Origin of the sequence: Vibrio sp. SCSIO 43155, from assembly GCF_023716605.1 — a bacterium.
Taxonomy (GTDB): Bacteria; Pseudomonadota; Gammaproteobacteria; order Enterobacterales; family Vibrionaceae; genus Vibrio; species Vibrio harveyi.
This window is the reverse complement of sequence record NZ_CP071852.1, coordinates 101107-124433: the sequence shown is the minus strand read 5'-3', so window position 1 is coordinate 124433 and position 23327 is coordinate 101107. Positions and strand designations below refer to the sequence as shown.

The window sequence follows — 23327 nt, the reverse complement described above, 5'->3', positions numbered from 1 at the left end:
GCTAACTCTTCGTGACTTAGCTACAAAAATAATCGTCAAGCCCCTCTTTTGAGGGGCTTTTTATTGAATCTGCCTCAAGATTGATACAAGCTTAAACCTATCTTAGTAAGTCGAGACTCTCACACTTACTTCATATTACTTACAGGTTTTGGCAGGGATGAAAACAGCAGTTCGAATTCTACTTCTTATACTCATAGTGACGATTGCAATTCCGGTTGTCTTTGTGGGGATGCTGACCACCTCTTATTCTCGCCAAACATGGAATCTATTTTCTGATCTAGTCGATCTACCGCTGCATGCAGATAACGTGCAATACGAATTTCCTTATCACCTCACCCTCAATGGAGTGGCGAAAAAACAAAAAAACTTGCCGTTCATTGAGCAAGTCGATCTATGGCTGAACCCCGATGTCCGTCGTGACGGAAATTGGATTGTCGACAGTCTGTTGATTGATGGTCTGAGCCTGCAACACGGCATGCCAACATTGCCGACGCTCAGCAATGTTTATTTCCATCAAATCGCGTTAAAGAACATCGATTACGCAGATGATGCATTCAGCATTAATGGCTTGAATGTACAGATCCAAAACCCAATTTGGTCGAGCGATGCTCAGCAAATACCTTATGGTGAGGTTCAACTTTCGGCTGATCAATTGTATTGGAATGGCGAAGCTTTCGATAAGTTGCTTATAGACTTGGATTACAAAGCCCAAGACAGCACGCTTTACGGCGCTTCATTTAACTGGCGTGGCAGTGAAGTCTCAGGACAAGGCGAACAGTACCCACAAGGCTGGTCACTGGTGAATGTGACCCTTGATAAGCTGAAAATCGATAACCTACAGTTGCAATCTTTACTCGCTAAACCATGGCAAGCGTTGCCAATTAATATCAACCATATCAACAGCCTCGATCTCCTGAATGCAGATATTGAGTACGGAGATTGGCATTGGCAAAACCTTGAGTTATCAGTAGAAAACGCCTCTCTGCCACTGTCATTTTGGAAAACAACAGCACAGGTTTCTTTGCAAGCTGACAGCGTCAGTTTCCAAGACCAAACCGCAGTTGAGCCTCGTTTGAACGCCCAACTCAAGCCGGAGTCAATCCAACTACAAGAGCTAAGCTTTGATTGGCAGCAAGGTAGTGTGCAGGTATCTGGTGAGTTCGAGCCACAGCATTGGAAAATCAACAGCGCAACCATCAATGAATTGAAATGGGCTATCCAACCTGACGATAAGACCGACTGGTGGCAAATCGCCACAGAAAGGCTCCAGCAAGTCGATGTGAAGCAGTTAGAGATTGAACGCAGCCAAGTTATCCAGTTATCTAAACAACCTTACTGGCAGCTTTCTGGCTTGAATTTGGAAGGTGACCAGCTCGAAGTAAAACACCGCAATGGTCACTGGGGAATTTGGAACGGTAAGCTTGATGCTAGCGTGGTAAACGCAAGTTACGATCAAGTAATCACATCACACGCAGCCATTTCTACACAGAGTGACAATGGCTTGTGGCAACTGACACGTTTGTTTGCACCGTTAGAGCAAGGCTATATCGAAGGCTTAGGGCAAATCGATCTCAGCACCACCAGCCAACCTTGGGCGTTGAGTCTCAACGCCGATGGGATTCCCTTGCAATTGCTTCACCCCTATTTGCCAACAGTGCTCGCGGTCAATGGCTTCTCAGATCTAAGTCTCGACTTAAAAGGCTTAGCCGGCGATCAAAACATGCTTGCTTACAGCTTATCGGGCGAAGTGGAAGCCAACTTACGTGATACCACCTTAAAGTCACAATCGGATGATTCACTCACAGCGATCACTTTGAGCCCTTTGCGTTTGGCAGCTCAACGTGGTGCTGTTGAGCTTCAACCGGTGACCATTTCAGGCGAAGCCATCTCGGGCAATCTGTCTGGTGAGTTTGATATGGCGAACAACCCGTTAAGTGGCGTGATTTACCAACTCCAAGAAGCATGTGGTTCGATCCAAGGTGATGTGCTGAATGGCGAAGTCAAAACAAATGAATGCACAAATACATCAAAACAGACTGAATCAGTAAAACCAGCAGAATCAGAACAGAGCTCGTCAAAAACAACAAGCCGCACCAGTATTGATCCCATCAACTTAGAACAATATGAGGAAGAGTTAAGTGAGGTTGTAGAGGAAGAACAAGAATCAGCCGTAGCGCCGCATTCAGAAGAGCAACTTATCTCAGAACAAAAAGACGTAACTAAAGATTCAAGCCTTGAAGCGCAGACCTCAGAAGAAAAGGGCTCCGAAGAACATGCCAATCAAGCAACAGATAAAACCAAGACAGAACTAGGCGCATCAGAAAACCAAGATGCGCCACAAGAAACACCAGCGCCTAATAATCTAACAGCTGAGTAGCTTAGAGTAATTTGGCAGCAGCATGTATGTGCCTACAAAATCCACGGCAGGCACATCTCCACTGTAAATCACTACGTGGATAACGATACGCGCTTTACGACCTGAAGCAAGTCTATCCAAGTCACCACTGATACCATCTAACGACGTGCTCGCGACTGGGTTCTCTTCAACAGGATGGCGATAACGAATCGAGCTATCCGCCAACACAATATCACCGTGCAAACCGCGCTCTTTCATCAACAGCCACGTCATGCCCCAGCCAGTTAGCGTTGCTAGGGTAAACGCAGAACCGGCAAACATGGTGTTGTGCGGGTTCAGGTTTGGATTGAGCTGCGCACTGCATTCAAACTGATAGCCAGTGTACTGGTTAATTTTGATCCCCATTTTGTCTGCAATCGGGATCTGCGCTTCCCAACGCTGTTGCAGCTCGGTACACCAATCAGGACGACGTAGCACATCCGCCATTGGGTCAAGCTGTTTAACCATTTGTTGGTGACGCACGGGACCACGTTCATCGGTCAGCTCACCGCGACGCTCAAAACCATTCTTCTCATAGAAGGCAATCGCATCTTCACGGGCATTACACACCAGACGCTTCGCCCCTTCTTGTCGAGCTAACGACTCAAGCGCCACCAGCACTAATGAGCCCATGCCTTTACTACGACGGTTGTTCTTCACCGCCATATAGCGGATCTGACCATCGTTATCTGGGGTGATGTACAAACGACCAATCGCCATCGGACGACCACGACTGTCGGTAATCATGCGGTGATGGCTCATGCCATCGTACTCATCACGCTCGGAGCCTACAGGCATACGCCAAGGTTCGCGCAGCAACTGCCAACGAAATTGATAGTACTTGTTGAGCTGATTTTCTGTTTTTGGAGTTATGAGTTTGAACATATCAATCCTTTGAAAGTACAAATCAAATGAAAGCCTTAGGAGAAAATACCCAAGCAAATTCAATTTACTTGGGCTTAAAGCTTAGACCATGATGTTGTGGTTGCCAGATTAGACCTGTAGCCAAAAAGTCACTGGACCGTCATTAATTAATGACACTTTCATATCTGCCGCGAAGCGACCGCGTTGTGTTGGCAGTTCTTGCTCACACAAATCCGAGAAATAGTCATACAGACGTTCTGCATCCGCAGGGTGCGCGCCACGAGAAAAGCCTGCGCGAGTGCCTTTTTTGGTATCCGCTGGTAACGTAAATTGAGACACCACCAAAACCTTACCGTTCACTTGTTTGACGTTAAGGTTCATTTTGCCTTCATCGTCTTCAAACACACGATACGTGGTTACGCGCTCCATCAAACGTTTTGCTTTTGCTTCATCATCGTCCTTCTCTACACCAAGTAGGACAAGTAGACCTTGGTCGATTTCACCGACAACTTCACCGTCTACACGAACGGCGGCTTCACTGACTCGTTGAATTAGCGCTATCACGACTCTCGCTTCCTTCATCTGTTAATTGCAATTCAGCGGTCGAGTGTATCATTTCTAGGTCGTCACTCCAGTGCTCTCTTTCCCCCAGAGCAGCAGTCACTTCCGCCCCAATCAATACGATCAGCCAGCACAGATACACCCACACAAACAGGATCGGAATCGCAGCGAGCGCACCGTAAATCAGCTGATATGACGGGAATTGAGTAATGTAGAAAGCAAAGCCTTTCTTACTCAGTTCAAACAGCACAGCGGCAATGGCAGCACCAACCGCACCATGGGATAGGTAAACCTTTTTGTTTGGCACTAAGAAGTACAACCCCATGAACGCAAAGAAGGACAACAGTAAAGGTAACCAACGTAAAAACAGGTTGTAAGCGCCCGATAAGGTTTCGTTTTCAATCAGCTTTAGCGATGTCACGTAGGAGGTCGCTGCAATACTCGCGCCGACTAGAATCGGACCAAGGGTCAACACCATCCAATACATGGAGAAAGAAAACACAGGACGACGTTTATCTTTCACTCGCCAAATGTAGTTTAAGTTCTTGTCGATATTCGAAATCAGCATCAAAGCGGCAACAAACAAGAACGCACCACCTACGGCGGTCATCTTGCCTGTGTTTGAGACAAACTCTTGCAACGCAACTCTGACTGCATCACCAGAAGCAGGGACAAAGTTATCAATGATGTAACCTTGCAAGGTTTCGCCCACATTCTCAAATACCGGAAACTTCGACAATATCGACAGCAATACCGTCAACATCGGCACAATAGACAACAAAGTGATGTAAGCTAAATAGCCTGCATTAACGTTGACGCGATCGTGCGTCATACGCTTGAGCAAATATTTGAAAAACGCGACGCTCCCCGGCACGAGCTTGCTCAATCTCACCTTGTAACTCTCTGATAACTGGTTCATAGTTCATCCCATAAATTAGCGTCGAGGACATAAGAATGCCTTATTTATTAGCAATTGTACTATCAATTTTCACTTTGACAGGATGTCAGTCCGCATATTATTCAGCAATGGAACAAGTGGGTTACCACAAACGTGACATTATGGTTGATCGTGTGGAAGACGCCAAAGAATCGCAGCAAGACGCACAAGAAGAGTTCACCAGCGCGCTAGAAGCTCTTTCTGCGTTAACTAACTTTGACGGCGGTGAGCTGGAAAGCGTCTACAACAACATTAACGACAAATACGAAGACAGTGAAAAAGCGGCGCAAGATGTACGCGACCGGATTGCTGCAATTGAAGATGTGTCAGATGCTCTGTTTGATGAATGGCAAGGCGAGCTAGACCTATACACCAGTGCGAAACTGCGTCGCTCTAGCGAACAGAAGTTGCGTGAAACCAAAGCCTCTTACAAAACCATGCTTAACGCTATGAAGCGTGCAGAAGACAAGATGACGCCAGTATTGAATACACTGCGTGACAACACGCTTTACCTCAAGCATAACTTGAACGCGAGCGCGATCGGCTCACTGAAAGGTGAATTCTCTAGCCTAGAGAAAGACATTCAATACGCAATCAAACAAATGAATGCCGCGATTGCTGAGTCAGATAAGTTCTTACAGCAGCTGAATCAAAAGTAATTCGATAAAGCCTCCTCCTCGTGAGGAGGTTTTGCTATCTAACGACCAAACTATCCCTCGCTCCGTCAGTTACCGGCATACCTACCAAGCTCTATCTTTACTCCCCACCTTCTACCTCAGCAACTAAGCCCATTACTTGTCGAACAAACACCACCCGTTCAGCTACGCTTCCCCATGGCACTTCAACCACTTCATACCCCAGTTCAGTATAGGTATCGACTAAGGTTTGATGGATTTGTAGCGCCTCTTCAAAACTGTGTGGACGCACATCATCTTGAACATAAATAGAGGCTTCAGGTCGACATGTGAGCACCTTACTCTGGTACCCTGCACTCTCAATCAAGAAGGCTTGTTCAACAGGACAGCCGCCCACTTTTAGGTATGCCACGATGTCTGGGATAGCACGGTCAACAAAAGCGACTGGATGATTCAGCGCTTCTCGCTTTTGCTTGCCCATTAACTCAAGGCATAAGTTGGCAAACTCAGGTAAATTCGCCCAAGGCAAAATACCATTGTCCAATTGGCTTTGCTGCTCAATCAAGGTACGTGAACCTTCAGCAAAGGTGGCGTACCCCAACTCGCCTAACGCATTCAACAAGGTGGTTTTACCTGCACCCGGACCACCAGTGATAACAATTGGCGTCATCGTCTTATTCCTTCAGATACAAAAAGCCCCGAGCATAACTCGGGGCTTATTCTTAATAGAATCCGTTACAGCAAATTATTTTGCTGAACGTGAAGCACGTTTACGATCGCTTTCCGTTAGGAATTTCTTACGGATACGGATGCTTTCAGGTGTTACTTCTACTAGTTCGTCATCATCGATGAACTCTAGTGCTTGCTCAAGAGTCATCTTGATTGGTGGAGTAAGAACCTGTGCGTCATCTGTACCAGATGCACGAACGTTGGTTAGCTGCTTACCTTTCAGTGCATTTACTGTTAGGTCGTTGTCGCGGCTGTGAATACCGATAACCATGCCTTCGTAAACTTCAACACCGTGACCGATAAATAGACGACCACGTTCTTGAAGGTTGAATAGTGCGTTAGTTAGCGCTTTACCCATTGCGTTAGCAATTAGTACACCGTTTACACGTTGACCGATGTTACCGCCTTTGTGTGGCGCGTAGCGATCAAACGTATGGTATAGAAGACCAGAACCAGAAGTCAGCGTCATGAACTCAGTTTGGAAGCCGATCAGACCACGAGATGGCATTTCGAAGTCCATACGTACGCGACCTTTACCATCTGGAGACATGTCTTTCAGCTCACCTTTACGTAGGCCGATGTTCTCCATGATGCCGCCTTGGTGCTCTTCCATAACGTCGATAGTTACCGTTTCGAACGGTTCCAATAGCTGACCATCTTCTTCTTTGATGATTACTTCTGGACGAGATACAGCAAGCTCGAAGCCTTCACGACGCATGTTTTCGATCAGGATAGATAGGTGAAGCTCACCACGACCTGATACGCGGAATTTGTCTGGATCGTCTGTTTGCTCTACACGCAATGCAACGTTGTGTACCAATTCCTTCTCTAGACGCTCAAGGATGTTACGTGAAGTAACGAACTTACCTTCTTTACCCGCGAATGGAGACGTGTTTACTTGGAACGTCATTGTTACTGTTGGTTCATCAACAGACAGCGGCGGCAGTGCTTCTACTGCGTTTTGCGCACAGATAGTGTCAGAGATTTTTAGCTCGCCAAGACCTGTGATTGCAATGATATCACCAGCGTTAGCTTGCTCAACTTCGTGACGCTCTAGGCCAAGGTAGCCCATTACTGTACCCACTTTACCGTTGCGAGTTTTACCGTCAGCACCGATAACTGTTACTTGTTGGTTTGCTTTCACGCTACCACGAGTTACACGAGCAACACCGATAACACCAACGTAAGAGCTGTAGTCTAGCTGAGAAACTTGCATCTGTAGTGGACCGTCTAGGTCAACTTCTGGAGCCGCTACTTCTTCAACGATAGTTTCGAATAGAGGTTCCATGTTTTCGCCAGTTTCGCCTTCTTCTAGAGAAGCCCAACCGTTAAGTGCTGACGCGTAAACAACTTTAAAGTCTAGCTGTTCGTCAGTTGCACCTAGGTTGTCGAATAGGTCGAAGACTTGGTCCATAACCCAATCAGGACGTGCACCAGGACGGTCAATCTTGTTGATTACAACGATTGGTTTAAGACCGTGAGCAAATGCTTTTTGAGTTACGAAGCGAGTTTGCGGCATTGGACCGTCAACAGCGTCAACGATAAGTAGAACTGAGTCTACCATCGACATGATACGTTCTACTTCGCCACCGAAGTCCGCGTGTCCCGGAGTATCTACGATGTTGATGCGGTAGTCATTCCAGTTAATTGCTGTGTTCTTAGCAAGAATGGTAATGCCACGCTCTTTTTCAATGTCGTTCGAGTCCATGACTCGCTCTTCAGCTTCACCGCGAGACTCAAGCGTGCCTGATTGTTGTAGCAGCTTGTCAACCAACGTTGTTTTACCGTGGTCAACGTGCGCGATAATCGCGATATTTCTTAATTTATCAATCTGTGGAGTAGCCATGGATATTGATTCACTTAGATAGATGAAATGCCCTCATGCTGAGAACGGGTGCTCTCTGACGACATTTACTGATTAAAAAAACGGCCATAATGTACCAGATTCTAGCAAAAAGCATAGAGATATGTGATCTACTCCCGAGCATTTCTGTCAAATTTACGCTTAACACCCGCTTTAGAGCGCCATGCGAATTGATTCAACGCAACTTTATTCCAATCGCGCATATTACAAATTGACTCTTGCTCAAAAACTGGGCTGAATAAGCAACGTAGTTGTCACATTGTGGTGCAATAATAAAATAATGCACCATAACGGTGCACCTACAGATCATTTTGGTGCAATCGTTTGCACCAAACTAGCGTATAAAAACGCAATCCATTGAAATTAATGGAATAATTTTTTTGGCACGGTTTTGGCTTTAGAGAAACCAGCATCGATTAATAAAATGTCAAACAGATTAATCAATGCTGGATTTAATTAATGTTTCATAAATCGAGCTTTTACCGCTTTATTAACACTGGAGGTTATCCAAGATGTCAGTAGAAAACGTTTTATCACTGATCCAAGAAAACGAAGTTAAGTTTGTTGACCTACGCTTCACTGATACAAAAGGTAAAGAGCAGCACATCTCTATCCCTGCTCACCAAATCGACGCAGACTTCTTCGAAGAAGGTAAAATGTTCGATGGTTCATCAGTTGCTGGCTGGAAAGGCATTAACGAATCAGACATGGTTATGATGCCAGACGCATCTTCTGCAGTACTTGACCCATTCACTGAAGATGCAACGCTAAACATCCGTTGTGACATCCTTGAGCCTGCAACAATGCAAGGCTACGACCGCGACCCACGCTCTATCGCTAAGCGCGCAGAAGACTTCATGCGCTCTACTGGTATTGCAGACACCGTTCTTATCGGTCCTGAGCCAGAGTTCTTCCTATTCGACGACGTTAAGTTCGCAACTGACATGTCTGGTTCTTTCTTCAAGATTGATGACGTAGAAGCAGCATGGAACACAGGTTCTGATTACGAAGAAGGTAACAAAGGTCACCGTCCAGGCGTTAAAGGTGGTTACTTCCCAGTAGCTCCAGTAGATTCATCTCAAGACATCCGTTCTGCAATGTGTCTAGTAATGGAAGAAATGGGTCTAGTTGTAGAAGCGCACCACCACGAAGTAGCAACCGCGGGTCAAAACGAAATCGCAACTCGCTTCAACACGCTAACAACGAAAGCTGACGAAATTCAAATCTACAAGTACGTTGTACACAACGTTGCTCACGCATTTGGTAAGACGGCGACATTCATGCCTAAACCACTAGTTGGCGACAACGGTAGCGGCATGCACGTTCACCAATCTCTAGCAAAAGATGGCGTAAACCTATTTGCTGGTGACAAGTACGGCGGTCTATCTGAAACTGCACTTTACTACATCGGCGGTATCATCAAGCACGCTCGCGCAATAAACGCATTTGCGAACCCATCAACTAACTCGTACAAGCGTCTTGTACCAGGCTTCGAAGCACCAGTAATGCTAGCTTACTCAGCGCGTAACCGTTCTGCTTCTATCCGTATCCCAGTGGTACCAAGCCCTAAAGCGCGTCGTATCGAAGTTCGTTTCGGTGACCCAGCGGCTAACCCATACCTATGTTTCGCAGCAATGCTAATGGCTGGTCTTGACGGTATTAAGAACAAGATCCACCCAGGTGAAGCGATGGATAAAGACCTTTACGACCTACCAGCTGAAGAAGCAGCAGAAATCCCAACTGTTGCATACTCACTAAAAGATGCACTAGAAGAACTAGATGCAGACCGTGAGTTCCTAACTGCAGGTGGTGTATTCTCTGACGACTTCATCGATTCTTACATCGGCCTTAAGTCTCAAGACGTAGAGAAAGTAAACATGACAACTCACCCACTTGAGTTCGAACTTTACTACTCTGTATAAGGTTTCAGCTGTGTAAAATGTAAACGCAGTTACAAAATATTAGGCTCGCCTCGCAGGCGGGCCTTTTTTGTATTCGCTCACTCTATTTGGGCGTTTAACATGGAGGGATAACTAAAATACGCTCAGACTCTTTTGCTTGATAAGTCAAAGAGCTAAGCACCTAAACGTGAAATCATCTATCAAAAGAAGGTGAGCAATGAAAGTTCAGCTTTTACCATCACTATGCGCCCTCAGTAGTGTACTGATTGCAACGACAGCCTTAGCTCAAGTCGCGTACACTTGGGTGGATAAAGACGGTGTGGTGCACTTCAGTGACACACCAAACCAAGGCGCAAAGACCATCTCTCTGCCAAATCTTGAATCCAGCGCTCCAGCCCCTAAAGTGGAGAGCACCGAGTCTCTCGCTCCACAAGCAAATGCAGCTCAGAAGCCGACCACAGAGAAAAAAACTAAAACGGATAAACCGTTACCCCTTTCCCTCACTATGCTCACTCCACAGCACGATGAAACCATTCGCAGTAACTCTGGTGTCATCAATATTCAGCTCGAAGCAAACCGCAAATTAGGCATCGGCGAACAACTGCAACTCATCCTTGATGGTAAGCCTTATGGAGCTCCTCAAAGCCGCTTAACTTGGCAGTTAAACAATATCGACCGTGGCACGCACACCCTTGCGGTAAAAGCCAAAAGAAGCGGCAAGCTTATTGCATCTACTAGCCCTATAACGGTGCATTTACATAGAGCGAGTATCAAGCCGACCATTAAAGGGGCAAAGTAGAATATTAAGTGAAAAAAACCGCACTCTGATGGCGCTTTTCACTTTTTCTTCTTAGATTTATTCGCCATACTTACGTTCTATTGCACCAATATAGTGCAACGCACAATCACAACGCAAACAAGGACGTAATGTGGATACCAGTCTCTCCAGTGCCATTCTCAATAATATGGTGACAGCTACGCTGATTCTTGATGATGGGTTAGCGGTACGTTACGCCAATCCCGCGGCTGAGTTGTTGTTCTCACAAAGTGCTAAACGCATTGTTGAACAGTCGTTATCTCAGTTAATTCAGCATGCGTCACTGGATCTCGCCCTGCTCACTCAACCATTGCAGAGCGGACAAAGCATCACTGACAGTGACGTCACTTTTGTCATCGATGGGCGTCCTTTGATGCTCGAAGTCACCGTCAGTCCTATTACATGGCAAAAACAGCTGATGTTGTTGGTTGAGATGCGCAAAATTGATCAGCAACGCCGCCTCACTCAAGAGCTCAATCAACACGCTCAACAACAAGCGGCGAAACTGTTAGTACGCGGTTTGGCGCATGAAATTAAAAACCCACTCGGCGGTTTACGCGGCGCAGCACAACTATTGGAAAAAATGCTGCCCGACCCTTCCTTGACGGAATACACACACATCATCATTGAACAAGCCGACCGATTGAGAGCCTTGGTTGATCGTCTTCTTGGACCGCAAAAGCCGGGTAAGAAAGCACAAGAAAACCTGCACCAAGTGTTGGAGAAGGTACGTCAATTAGTCGAATTGGAGTCACAGCATTCGATCGTCATCGAACGAGACTACGATCCGAGCTTGCCAGAGATTTTGATGGACGCGGACCAAATCGAACAGGCAATGCTCAACATCGTCAGCAATGCGGCACAGATTCTGTCCCACCAAGAACACGGTAAAATCACCATACGCACCAGAACGGTGCATCAAGCCAACATTCATGGTCAGCGTTGCAAACTCGCGGCTCGCGTTGAAATCACTGATAACGGACCGGGAATTCCACCCGAACTGCAAGACACGCTTTTCTACCCCATGGTCAGCGGACGCGAAGGCGGAACCGGACTTGGGCTATCTATTTCACAAAATTTGATCGACCAGCATAACGGCAAGATTGATGTCGAGAGTTGGCCAGGTCACACCACTTTTACTATTTATTTGCCAATCTGACTTGGTTAATTGGCTTTGCTATTCGTCAGTTTTTAGGCTTTTGCTGCAAGGATTTATTACATGAGTAAAGGATATGTTTGGGTCGTCGATGACGACAGTTCGATTCGTTGGGTCATGGAGAAAACCCTCTCCTCAGCCGACATCAAATGCGAAACCTATGCGGATGGGGAAAACGTTTTAATGGCGCTAGAACGTGAAGTACCAGACGTTTTAGTTTCTGACATTCGCATGCCGGGTATCGATGGCTTAGAGCTATTAAAACAAGTACAACGCGACTACCCAGATCTCCCCGTCATCATCATGACGGCGCATTCCGATTTAGATGCGGCAGTAAACGCCTACCAAAAAGGCGCTTTTGAATACTTGCCCAAACCGTTTGATATCGACGAAACGCTCACATTGGTAGAGCGCGCCATCGCTCACAGCCAAGAGAACAAGCGCGAGCAACTTCTACCGGACGATATCCCTACTGATACACCTGAAATCATTGGTGAAGCACCAGCAATGCAAGAAGTATTTCGTGCTATCGGTCGTTTATCGCGCTCTTCTATTTCTGTTCTGATCAACGGTGAGTCGGGTACCGGCAAAGAATTGGTTGCTCATGCCTTGCACCGCCACAGTCCGCGCGCCAACAAACCTTTTATTGCCCTCAATATGGCTGCGATCCCAAAAGACTTGATTGAATCGGAACTGTTTGGTCACGAGAAAGGCGCATTTACTGGTGCCAATAGCGTCCGTCAAGGTCGCTTTGAGCAAGCCAATGGTGGCACGCTGTTTTTGGATGAAATCGGTGACATGCCATTAGATATTCAGACCCGATTATTGCGCGTGTTGGCGGATGGTCAGTTTTATCGAGTTGGCGGGCACTCTCCAATCCGTGTCGACGTTCGTATTGTCGCAGCCACCCACCAAAACCTTGAAAAATTGGTCCATGAGGGTGATTTCCGCGAGGATTTATTCCATCGTTTGAACGTTATTCGCGTGCAAATCCCCGCACTGAGAGAACGTAAGCAAGACATTGAAAAACTCACCCAACACTTCCTCGTTCGAGCGGCTGATGAACTCGGTGTTGAAACCAAAACCCTGCATCCATCTTCGGTGGAAATTCTTAATCGCCTTGATTGGCCGGGTAACGTTCGCCAACTGGAAAACATCTGTCGCTGGTTAACCGTTATGGCCAGCGGAAGTGAGGTGCTACCTAGTGATTTGCCTGCCGAATTGCTGGAAGAAAAGAAAATCATCACTGAAACCACCCGCGGCAGTTGGCAAGAACAATTGGCGGATTGGGCACGCCATGCGCTAGAAGCTGGGGATAAAGAACTGCTTTCCTACGCTTTACCAGAATTTGAGCGCATTTTATTGGAAGCCGCATTAGAACATACTAAAGGTCATAAGCAAGATGCCGCTAAAGTATTAGGTTGGGGACGCAATACCCTAACCAGAAAATTGAAAGAACTGTACTGACCTTAAGCGACAACGAGTTTGACAAAAGGTTATCAAGCGCACACTTTTGCTCTCGCTTGATAACCTAAGTATCAGTACAATTATGGTACGACACCCCTTATATGGCTAGGCAATGTCAAACGCAACGACTCAAATTACACTACGCACCGCTGTACTCATCCCTTTTGTGATGATTTTTTTGCTGGCTATCAGTGTGATTGTTTACGTCCAGAAACAGAGCTATGAAGAGGTTGTTACCGACATCAGTGACAAACAGCTTTCTGTATTAACAGAAAGTGTCCACGATCATCTGAATGATTACCTGCGCAAGCCTTTCACTGCAGTGACTGCGCTTGGTCACAACGTTAGTTACCACAATCTTTATCGCCCGCACGACACCAAAGAAATCCAAGACTATCTGTTAAGTGCCTTTAAGGATTTGTATCATTCGATCCCACAGTTAGATGTCATTGCATTCGGTTCAGAATCTGGGGACTTTACAGGTTTTCGTCGTGAATCTGATGGCGCCTATACACTGATGCTTCAAGACCATCGAACCAATGGCAACTTAGTGATTTACGGTAGTGAAACCATCAGTGATGACATTCGCACCATCATCGAGCCTTACGATCCTCGCACTCGTCCTTGGTATCAACCCATCGATCAAGACAACAAACCTCGTTGGTCGAGCATCTATGCTAATGCCGACGAACGTCAAGACATCACTCTGTCAGCGATGACGCCTATCTATGAAATGGGTGAGTTTGCTGGTGTGCTGGTAACCGATGTACGCATCAATACGTTTAACTTATTTTTGCAAAAGCTTAAGCAAGATACGAATGCCTCGGTTTACATCATGGACCAAGAGCAACGCTTAGTGGCGCACTCTGGACAAGGTAGTGTCATTTCTTGGGGGACAAAGTTCTCAGATAAAGGTCAGCGCTTATTCGCTTCAGAAAGCGCAGATCCAGTCATTCAGATGAGCGCGGCTCGCGTCAGTGGCAAAAACCTAAGCTACAGCGATAAGCCTTATACTTTTGAGTTCGACTTCAACGGTCAGCGCACCTTTAGCCGAGTCACGCCATATCATGATGCTAACGGTTTAACTTGGTTTATTGGCACTTCGATCTCTGAGACAGAACTGCTTGGCACCCTACCAAAGAACCAGCAAAGAAGCTGGATGGTGGGTATTTTCGTTAGCTTAGTTGGCATCGTCATTAGCATGCTTATCTTCAGCCGAGTTACTCGCCCCATCAATGCCACAGCGACAGCAGCCCAACACCTTGCGAAAGGCGATTGGGATAGCACTATGCCTCGTCCTGGTTATGTGTACGAGACGACTATTCTGGTGCAAGCGTTTAACGAGATGGCAAGCAACCTCAAAGCGTCCTTTAAAGCACTGCGTGAACAACTTGAGTTTGATTCTCTAACCCGCCTGTATAGCCGCCAAGGGCTAATAGAAGTGAGTGACAGCTTACCTCACTCAGGGCAAGGGAGTTTGTATCTTATTGGGATCAACAAATTTAGAGATATTAATGACAGTGTTGGTCATCACAACGGCGATAAGCTTCTGATACACATCGCTGAACGCCTTAAACAGCAACTGCAAGATGAAGCGACACTAGCGCGCATCGGTGGTGATGAGTTTGCCGTATTCATGCCCAACACAAACAGTGATAGCGACATCAGCTTAGTTGAGCGCCGTTTACACCAACTGTTGGCAGCACCATTTGTTCTTGATGGTGAAACGGTCGTCATTAAAGTTTCTATTGGCGTCGTACGCACTCAGCCCGATCAGACAATGTCTTTATGGCTGCGTAATGCCAGTATTGCGTTGAGTTACGCGAAACAAGATTCTCGCACCAGCGTCTGCCACTACAGTCCTGAAATGGCGAGCGCGTCTAAATTCCGAACTCAGATGATCGCTAAGATTCAAACAGGCATCGATAACCGTGAATTTGTGCCTTTCTACCAACCTATTATTGATCTTGCATCAGGCAACATTTGTGGCGCCGAAGCACTCGCACGCTGGCACAGTGATTCGGGAATGGTATCTCCGTTAGATTTCATCCCAATCGCCGAAGAAAGCGGCATGATCAAGACCATTGGTCAACAAATCTTATTCCAAGCGTGTAGTGATACTCGTAAAGCAATCGACAGTAGACGTTGGCCTGAAGACTTCCAATTACACGTTAATGTGTCGGTTCATCAGCTTTCAAGCCCTAACTTTGTTGAATCCGTGGCGAAAGTGCTGCGAACAACGGGGCTGCCTGCTACCAATGTGACGCTAGAGATCACCGAGTCGCGTATCATCGACAGCGCACCAACGACACTGGATAATTTGCTCAAACTGCGAGAAATGGGACTGGGTATTGCTATTGATGACTTCGGCACAGGTTACTCATCTCTGGCTTACTTACACGCATTACCGTTTACCTGCTTGAAGATAGATCGCACCTTTATTAATCGTCTGACTAAAGAGAACCTCGACAGCTCTGTTGTATCAGCGATCATCAACATCACCAAAGGCATGAAGACCAATGTAGTAGCAGAAGGCGTGGAAACGGCTGCGCAAGCACAACTGCTCAGTTCACTTGGCTGTAATCAGGTTCAGGGTTTCTACTACAGTCGCCCAATGCCGATGGAAGAATGGCCAACACATTTGGTTAACATGAAGTAGAAAACAGCTGAAATCGTTGATTTCCTAGTCATCCTCTACTGACAACTTGCCTAACTGTTATTTATACTTAACTGCAAATCTTCCCCATGTATTGTCATTGATAATGTTTGGGCTGAGTTCCTGTTCACAACAAACCCGGATCGCCATAATGATAACTAAGAATCTTCCCCTAACTGATTTGCACCGTCACCTTGACGGCAACATTCGTACTAAGACTATTCTTGAGCTTGGTCAGCAATTTGGTATTGCGCTACCTGCTTACGACATCGAATCACTAACACCACACGTTCAAATTGTTGAAGCTGAGCCATCTCTTGTTGCTTTCCTTTCTAAGCTTGATTGGGGCGTAGCAGTGTTGGGTGATCTAGATGCGTGTCGCCGCGTTGCTTACGAAAACGTTGAAGACGCACTAAACGCGCAAATTGATTACGCAGAACTGCGTTTCTCTCCATACTACATGGCGATGAAACACAAACTACCAGTCGCAGGCGTAGTAGAAGCAGTAGTTGATGGCGTGCAAGCGGGTATGCGTGATTTTGGTATCAAGGCAAACCTAATCGGTATCATGAGCCGTACTTTCGGTACTGATGCGTGTCAGCAAGAGCTTGATGCAATCCTTAGCCAAAAAGACCACATGGTTGCCGTTGACCTTGCTGGTGATGAGCTTGGTCAACCAGGTGACCGTTTTGTGTCTCACTTCAAACAAGTGCGCGACGCAGGTCTGAATGTAACGGTGCACGCAGGTGAAGCGGCTGGCGCAGAAAGCATGTGGCAAGCTATTCAAGAGCTTGGAGCGACACGTATCGGTCACGGTGTGAAAGCAATCCACGATCCTAAACTGATGGATTACCTTGCAGAAAACCGTATTGGTATTGAATCGTGCCTAACGTCAAACTTCCAAACTAGCACTGTTGAATCATTAGCAAACCACCCACTGAAACAGTTCCTAGATCACGGCGTACTTGCGTGTCTAAACACGGACGATCCAGCAGTGGAAGGTATTGAACTGCCTTACGAATACGAAGTGGCGGCACCAGCAGCAGGCCTAACTCAAGAACAGATTCGCCAAGCGCAAATCAACGGTCTAGACATCGCTTTCCTATCAGATGCAGAAAAAACTGAACTGAAAGAAAAAGTGAAAGATCGCGCTTAATTGCCGCAAAAACATAAAAAAATGCCAGCATTTGCTGGCATTTTTTATATCTAGAATCGGCTAAAGATTAGATAACGCGCGAGAATTGCTGCTGACGCGCTTTCGCTCTTAGGTATTTATCGAAGCTCATGCAGATGTTACGGATCAACAGACGACCACGAAGCGTAACGCGAATTTCACGGTCATCCACTTCCACTAACTCGTCATTAATGAAGGTTTGTAGTAGCTCTAGGTCTTCTTTGAAGTATTGCTCAAACTTAACGCCAAATTCAGACTCAATCGCCTTCTTATCCAGCTTAAAGTTACAGATAAGCTGTTTGATCACTTCACGACGTAGCAAATCATCCGCATCCAGTGATACACCTTTCCACAGCGCGTGGCGAGATTCATTCACTTGTGCGTAGTACTTTTTCAATTCTTTTTGGTTTTGTGCGTAGGCATCACCAATCATTGAAATTGCAGAAACACCAAAGCCTACCAAGTCACATTCACCTTGCGTCGTGTAACCTTGGAAGTTGCGGTGCAAGATGCCTTCACGTTGAGCAACAGCAAGCTCATCATCTGGCATGGCAAAGTGGTCCATACCGATGAACTGGTAACCAGCACCTGTTAGCGTAGCGATGGTGTCTTGCAGAATCGCCATCTTCTCTTCCGCTTTTGGCAAATCTTCGTCTTTGATCTTACGCTGCGCAGCAAACAGTTGTGGCATGTGCGCATAGTTAAACACAGACAAACGACCTGGCTGCATTTCTAACACTTGCTCTAGTGTCTTCGCAAAAGATGCCTTAGTTTGCTTCGGTAAACCATAAATCAAATCAAGGTTGGTTGAGCGGAAACCAAGTTCTTTTGCGCGAGCAACCATCGCAAAGATAAATGCTTCATCTTGCTCACGGTTCACGAGCTGTTGAACTTCTTTATTGAAATCCTGCACGCCAATGCTCAGACGGTTGAAGCCTTCACCACGCAAGTGATCCAGCATAGTGAGCTCGATTTCACGTGGGTCAACTTCAATACTGATTTCCGCATCCGCACTAAACGTAAACTCTTGGCGTAGCAAGTTCATCACACGCGTGATTTGCTTTTCAGATAGGAAAGTTGGTGTACCACCACCAAAGTGCAATTGAGTCACCTGGCGTTCACCCAATAGTGACGCGCGTTGACGAATCTCGTGCTCAAGTACATCCAAGTATTCGTCAGCCTTATGCGAATGGCGAGTAATGACTTTATTACAGCCACAGTAGTAGCAAAGCTTATGACAAAACGGAATGTGAACGTACAGAGATAGCGGACGATCTGGGTACTGAGTGCATGCCATATCGTAGTCCGAAATGGTAAACGCTTCATGAAACTCCAGTGCTGTCGGGTACGACGTGTAGCGCGGGCCAGAGTAGTTGTACTTATCCAATACCGCTTGATCCCAGACGATTTGCTGTTTCGATTCAGTGTGTTGATTCGACATGGTGGTACTTTCCGTTAAATGCTAGGGAGACAAAAGCCGTCGCCCGATATTCAGAAACCGTTATTTTGCCATACGACGATGACAACTACGGTAGTCGCTGTCGGCTTTTTAAGTATAAAACCAAAGAAGTGCTAGCGTGATCACGATACCCCCATTGGTTATAAGGAAACCATCGGGGGCACCAATTAGATCATCTGAATATTGATTTGGTTATTCAGTGGCTGAACGTCTTTTTGCAACACTTTGAGCTCTTCGATGATCGCGTCCGTTAAGCGCTGTTCAGCTTTGTGACGCGTCAGGTTCTGTTGCATACGTTCTTTTTTGGCAAGCTGCTGGCGATCTTCGCCGCGCGCCATATCTTTCACGGTATGGTACAACTCAGAAATCGCAGGGTATGTGGCATCAAAATCGATACGGTCTTCACCTTGGACATAATCCATGATGTTGTAAACACGAATACTGATTTCCGACAAGTCACATTGCCCTTGGATGCCCGCCTGACACAAGGTATGCACGTTCTCAAAAATGTTGGCGTTACGCTTATCGATCGCCAATTTTTGATGCTTCAGCTGCAATTCCTTTTGCTTTTTCAATTGAAGCAGAAGGTAACCTGCATAAGAAGCCAGCGCGATAATAATCACTGCACCCGCAATCGCTAATAAGGTTACGTTCATGGATTACTTATCCTTTGTAGTCGTCGAAGTTGATATCGTCGAAGTCTGCAAGTAGATCGTCGTCGTTACGAGACCCTTTTACTGCTGGCGCAGTAAAGTCTTCGTCGTCTTCTTCCGGCTCTAGTAGACCTAGTTGATCCATTAGCTTCTCGATGCGATCTAGCTTCTCGTCTACATATTTCTGTAAACCAGTACCTAGGTTCTCGCCCGCTTCGATACGATCCAACAACACGTTCAATTGCGCATCGTTTTCTAGCATCTCTAGCTCTTGCTCAGCAGATAGACGACGCTCTTGTTTCGTTTGCTTCTTCGCTGGCTCAACAATCAGAGGAATTTTCTTCTTGCTGCCTAAGCGAGGATCGCGTTTTTGCGCTGCGGCTTGTTTCTTCTGCTCTTCCGCATCAGAGTTGCGGCTACCAGTCTTCAAGCCTTTACGCTTTTTCGCGCGCTTACGTAGACGACCTTCTACATCTGATTCTGTACGGTTACGAGTTACTACAAACTCAGGTGCGCCAGAGGCACCTGGCTTTCTTGATTTCTTTTTACGGCTCATTACTGGGTCTTCCTCAGTAAAATTACATCATTACCAATAAATTCGAGTTCGAGCTTATCCCGCTCTGCTAGGAACTGGAACGTATCACGGCTAAAGAACACCACATGCGTCGGATCGTTCTTATAGTGCCATGTCCGAAAGGCTTCTACATCGATGACCATTTTCGTCATCAGGCCTATCCAGCCACCTGGCTTAACTAAATTCAACCATTGCTTCCACACCATATCTGGGTGGTAGAGGTGTTCGATCACCTCTGTTGCTGTCATGAAATCGTACTGCTTTTCCAACACACAAGTATCTGGGTGATAGTAAAGATCGTACAACGCCATGTTGTGCCCCGCTTCTTCTAACATTAAGGAAAGCGTAGGACCCGGACCACAACCAAAGTCGATTCCGTTCGATTGTGGTGAAATTCGCTCTGCGATTGGGTCAGCAATTCGTGCCAAAAAACGGCGATATCCCATATCTTCAGGATTGTTCTCATGCAGATCATAGTGAGCTTTTTCAGTTTCCGCATCCAAACGTTGGTCTGGATTGACGAATACCAAACTGCACTGCTCACATTGAAGATACTCGCGTTGCTTATCTTCAAAAAAGTGGTGAGTGCGCTGATTCTGGCATAAAGGACAGGTGTGCATGCTGACTTCCTCAAACAGGGATGCGAAACATACCAGAAAGTGGACTCAGATTGGAGTGTTACTGGATACTTTTTCAGCAGTTTTTGTTAAAAAAGTTTTTATCGGAATTGAAGGTATAAAAAAAGCGACAGTGAGACTGTCGCTTTCTGAATGCCACCAATAGTGGCGAAACTGTGTTGCACTCATTTGGTGCACCAAGAATCCTTTTGTTTTTCGAGCTTTCCTTGCCAAAAAGTGTTGTTCTTCATCTTCCTGATGAGTTTTGGCTATCCGTTTACTTCCTGTCTACTGAGCTACTTCCTGAGCTTGATCCGTTTCGCTGTCTTAACCGTTAGACTAGATGACCATCCATATCTGATAGGCTCCTTGCCTACCTAAGTCCCTTTTCCGACTATCAAACGTCCTTCGTTTGCGTCCTTGGAGACCTTATATCCATGGTCTAAATTCCTGTCATTCACTCCTTGTGAACAGCCTCTACTTTACGGACTGGATAAAAACCGACAAGTCATTGAAAAGAATTATTGATAGGATTTTTTAGTCAAAAATAAATAGTCTAATCTATCAATAACTTAAAGAACAAGATGAGAAATAGTATCGAACAAGTATGGCAAATGTCTCACAAAGCACCGAGCTAACTATCACTTGTGAATGAAAATCCATATGTGATCAAGATCACTAACAAAAATGCCCCAGCAAAAAAGCTAGGGCATATTTGTATAACTGTGCTCGAACTATGTAGGGGTTTAGTGCAGACCGCCAACGTATTTCGACAGAACTTCGATGTCTTCGTCTGTCATTTTTTTCGCGATGTCACGCATCATGGCATTCATATCGTTACCACGGTTACCATCACGGAACTTCTCTAGCTGAGCTTTGATGTAGTCAGAGTGCTGACCAGAAATTTTAGGGAAACCTGAAAGCTCAGTGCCGTTACCACGAGGGCCGTGACATGCGATACATGCGGTTAGACCGCGTTCTGCGTTACCAGCGGTGTAAAGTACTTTACCTTTGTCAACAACATCTTCTGGTGTTGAACTCTCTGAGATTGGTAGAGAGGCATAGTATGCAGATAGATCAGCGATGTCTTCATCGCTCAGTGGCATTGCCATACCACTCATCACAGGGTCATAACGACCTTGCTTACCACCACTAGTCATACCTAGTTTTAGATCTTTTAACTGCTTCTCAAGATACTTAGCGTGTTGGCCTGCAAGTTTCGGGTACATTGCGATTGCACTGTTACCGTCCGCTCCGTGACAGGCGACACAAGTTTGTGATTTTGCTTTACCAGCTTCAATATTACCTTGGGCCCATACTGAGCAACTGGCTAAAAGACTCAAAATTAGCGCTAATTTCTTCATGACATTCCATTATAATTATCAAGCTTCCAGTACCACGGAATGTGAACATACCGCGTACACTCATGGTACAATAGGCGACCTTATGCCGAGCACGGTTATTTTACACAATTTCACAAAAAAGTAATCAATCGACTACACAAAGTCGAGATGGAGTTAACAGTGAGCGTAAAAATTCATTACCAAAACACGCATTTCATCACCAGCGCACCCGATATTCGTCACTTACCTGAGGACGAAGGTGTCGAAATTGCGTTTGCAGGACGCTCAAACGCTGGTAAATCGAGTGCACTTAACCGTCTTACTAACCAAAAAAGCTTAGCAAAGACATCAAAGACACCAGGTCGTACTCAATTGATCAACCTTTTCAAAGTGGAAGAAGGTTGTCACATTGTCGATTTGCCAGGATATGGCTTCGCTCAAGTACCGGTTGAGATGAAGAACAAATGGCAAAAATCATTAGGTGAATACCTACAGAAACGCGAGTGCCTAAAGGGCTTGGTGGTTCTGATGGACATCCGTCACCCAATGAAAGATCTCGACCAACAAATGATTTTCTGGGCAATCGACAGCCGCATTCCTGTTCAAGTTCTTCTGACTAAAGCAGACAAACTGAAAAGCGGTGCTCGCAAACAAACGCTACTGAAAATCCGCAAGCAAGTGGAAACATTTGGTGGTGACGTATCGGTTGACGTGTTCTCTTCACTGAAAGGTCTAGGTGTCGATCAGCTACGTGCCAAACTGGACACTTGGTTTGCACCAGCATTTGCACACTTGATTGAAGAAGACGAGCAAGGCGCTCCAGAGAGCGGCGAAGAATAATTAACAAAATTTGTTAAATTTTTTCGACACAGCCCTGCCTTTTGGTGGGGCTTTTGTTTATCTGTCATCTAAAAACGTGAATTTCAGGCAATAAAAATCCCCACCTTCCTGGCAGGGATAACGGGAGAGAAAAATTGGTAATTATTGTTATGTGGCGAAGCATTACTGAACTGAGATTCGATTTCAATAGGTTAAAAAACAATCTTATTTCCTGCTCACCGACAAATATCCCCACCCAAACCATCCAATAGTCTTAACATTCAGATAGTTAAGTTAAACGAAGTATCAAAAAGACGTAACTTAGTTTCTTTCAAGAAAAAATAATAGTGTGACTGGCGTAAATTTACAGCATGAATAACGCAATAAATTTAAAGGAAAAATCGAGATTTTGCAGTGACTTAGAGAGGTCAAAAAAGAAGGTTTTTGAGGGTTTAGCTTAACTTACTGATCAAAAAGAAAATTTTTCTTTCGCCCAATAAAAAACGCCCCAGTCAAAAACTGACTGGGGCGGCTGAATCAGCCTAATCCAATAACGTGAAACAAAAGGTCTGAAAGATAGAACATCTTACCTCTGTACCCTACGAGAGATAATGTACAACAATTGGTCAGATTTGCAAAGAACTTTTGTAGTTTTTTTTCATTAAAGTTTTATTAAGCAACATTAAATCTCAGATCTGATTTGCTT

The 23327-nt window shown here is 45.7% G+C and carries 20 protein-coding genes; 9 read left to right on the top strand and 11 right to left on the bottom strand.

Features of this window, described 5'->3' with window-relative positions; translation table 11 throughout:
• Positions 1-157 precede the first annotated feature (157 nt).
• Positions 158-2377, top strand: coding sequence for an AsmA family protein (locus tag J4N44_RS00535; RefSeq protein WP_252044741.1), 2220 nt, complete (start codon positions 158-160; stop codon positions 2375-2377).
• Here J4N44_RS00535 and J4N44_RS00530 read toward each other — a convergent pair.
• The 3 genes from J4N44_RS00530 to J4N44_RS00520 all read right to left on the bottom strand — a co-directional run bounded on the left by J4N44_RS00530 (position 2363) and on the right by J4N44_RS00520 (position 4739).
• The gene (locus J4N44_RS00530; RefSeq protein WP_005448516.1) at positions 2363-3280 is read right to left on the bottom strand and encodes a bifunctional GNAT family N-acetyltransferase/hotdog fold thioesterase; all 918 of its coding nucleotides are present in this window, start codon (positions 3278-3280) and stop codon (positions 2363-2365) included. The two genes, J4N44_RS00535 and J4N44_RS00530, sit on opposite strands and share 15 nt — an antisense overlap.
• Positions 3281-3388: 108 nt before the next feature.
• Entirely contained in the window at positions 3389-3823 is a 435-nt protein-coding gene (gene dtd, locus J4N44_RS00525) for a D-aminoacyl-tRNA deacylase (protein ID WP_005434513.1), read from the bottom strand.
• On the bottom strand, positions 3795-4739 hold the full coding sequence (locus tag J4N44_RS00520; RefSeq protein WP_005448517.1) for a virulence factor BrkB family protein: 945 nt from the start codon (positions 4737-4739) through the stop codon (positions 3795-3797). The genes dtd and J4N44_RS00520 overlap by 29 nt, the downstream gene beginning before the upstream one ends.
• A gap of 35 nt (positions 4740-4774) precedes the next feature.
• Between J4N44_RS00520 and J4N44_RS00515 the strand changes: the two genes are divergently transcribed.
• On the top strand, positions 4775-5416 hold the full coding sequence (locus J4N44_RS00515) for a DUF2959 domain-containing protein (protein ID WP_005448522.1): 642 nt from the start codon (positions 4775-4777) through the stop codon (positions 5414-5416).
• 97 nt (positions 5417-5513) lie between these two features.
• Here J4N44_RS00515 and J4N44_RS00510 read toward each other — a convergent pair whose 3' ends face one another.
• Complete coding sequence (locus J4N44_RS00510) at positions 5514-6062, bottom strand: AAA family ATPase (RefSeq protein ID WP_239969617.1); 549 nt, start codon at positions 6060-6062, stop codon at positions 5514-5516.
• A 75-nt stretch (positions 6063-6137) separates the two neighbouring features.
• Complete coding sequence (gene typA, locus J4N44_RS00505) at positions 6138-7967, bottom strand: translational GTPase TypA (protein ID WP_005448526.1); 1830 nt, start codon at positions 7965-7967, stop codon at positions 6138-6140.
• 530 nt (positions 7968-8497) lie between these two features.
• Here typA and glnA point away from each other — a divergent pair.
• From glnA to add, 6 genes are all read left to right on the top strand, one after another.
• Entirely contained in the window at positions 8498-9907 is a 1410-nt protein-coding gene (glnA, locus tag J4N44_RS00500) for a glutamate--ammonia ligase (protein WP_005448527.1), read from the top strand.
• A gap of 196 nt (positions 9908-10103) precedes the next feature.
• The gene (locus tag J4N44_RS00495; RefSeq protein ID WP_038897932.1) at positions 10104-10685 is read left to right on the top strand and encodes a DUF4124 domain-containing protein; all 582 of its coding nucleotides are present in this window, start codon (positions 10104-10106) and stop codon (positions 10683-10685) included.
• Positions 10686-10815: 130 nt separating this feature from the next.
• Positions 10816-11862 (top strand): nitrogen regulation protein NR(II), encoded by a 1047-nt coding sequence (gene glnL, locus J4N44_RS00490; protein WP_286037164.1) that lies wholly within the window; start codon positions 10816-10818, stop codon positions 11860-11862.
• 60 nt (positions 11863-11922) lie between these two features.
• The gene (gene glnG, locus J4N44_RS00485) at positions 11923-13326 is read left to right on the top strand and encodes a nitrogen regulation protein NR(I) (RefSeq protein ID WP_252044739.1); all 1404 of its coding nucleotides are present in this window, start codon (positions 11923-11925) and stop codon (positions 13324-13326) included.
• A gap of 112 nt (positions 13327-13438) precedes the next feature.
• Positions 13439-15985, top strand: a complete 2547-nt coding sequence (gene gepA / locus J4N44_RS00480) for a phosphodiesterase GepA (RefSeq protein WP_252044737.1) — start codon at positions 13439-13441, stop codon at positions 15983-15985.
• 148 nt (positions 15986-16133) lie between these two features.
• On the top strand, positions 16134-17138 hold the full coding sequence (gene add, locus J4N44_RS00475) for an adenosine deaminase (RefSeq protein ID WP_005448535.1): 1005 nt from the start codon (positions 16134-16136) through the stop codon (positions 17136-17138).
• Between the two features lie 67 nt (positions 17139-17205).
• On the opposite strand, the gene hemN is transcribed toward add, so the two are convergent.
• The 5 genes from hemN to J4N44_RS00450 all read right to left on the bottom strand — a co-directional run bounded on the left by hemN (position 17206) and on the right by J4N44_RS00450 (position 21823).
• Positions 17206-18597: an oxygen-independent coproporphyrinogen III oxidase gene (gene hemN / locus J4N44_RS00470; protein ID WP_005448537.1), complete on the bottom strand. Its 1392-nt coding sequence runs from the start codon at positions 18595-18597 to the stop codon at positions 17206-17208.
• Between the two features lie 185 nt (positions 18598-18782).
• Positions 18783-19271: a DUF2489 domain-containing protein gene (locus J4N44_RS00465; RefSeq protein WP_005448538.1), complete on the bottom strand. Its 489-nt coding sequence runs from the start codon at positions 19269-19271 to the stop codon at positions 18783-18785.
• Between the two features lie 7 nt (positions 19272-19278).
• Positions 19279-19824, bottom strand: coding sequence for a Der GTPase-activating protein YihI (yihI, locus tag J4N44_RS00460; protein WP_005448540.1), 546 nt, complete (start codon positions 19822-19824; stop codon positions 19279-19281).
• Positions 19824-20462 (bottom strand): class I SAM-dependent methyltransferase, encoded by a 639-nt coding sequence (locus J4N44_RS00455; protein ID WP_005448542.1) that lies wholly within the window; start codon positions 20460-20462, stop codon positions 19824-19826. Before J4N44_RS00455 ends, yihI begins: the two co-directional genes overlap by 1 nt.
• Positions 20463-21205: 743 nt before the next feature.
• The gene (locus J4N44_RS00450) at positions 21206-21823 is read right to left on the bottom strand and encodes a c-type cytochrome (RefSeq protein ID WP_005448544.1); all 618 of its coding nucleotides are present in this window, start codon (positions 21821-21823) and stop codon (positions 21206-21208) included.
• A 159-nt stretch (positions 21824-21982) separates the two neighbouring features.
• Here J4N44_RS00450 and yihA point away from each other — a divergent pair, with 159 nt between their 5' ends.
• Entirely contained in the window at positions 21983-22642 is a 660-nt protein-coding gene (gene yihA / locus J4N44_RS00445) for a ribosome biogenesis GTP-binding protein YihA/YsxC (RefSeq protein WP_009698995.1), read from the top strand.
• Between the two features lie 516 nt (positions 22643-23158).
• On the opposite strand, the gene spfP is transcribed toward yihA, so the two are convergent.
• Positions 23159-23206, bottom strand: coding sequence for a small protein SpfP (spfP, locus tag J4N44_RS28245; RefSeq protein ID WP_438356636.1), 48 nt, complete (start codon positions 23204-23206; stop codon positions 23159-23161).
• Positions 23207-23327 lie beyond the last annotated feature (121 nt).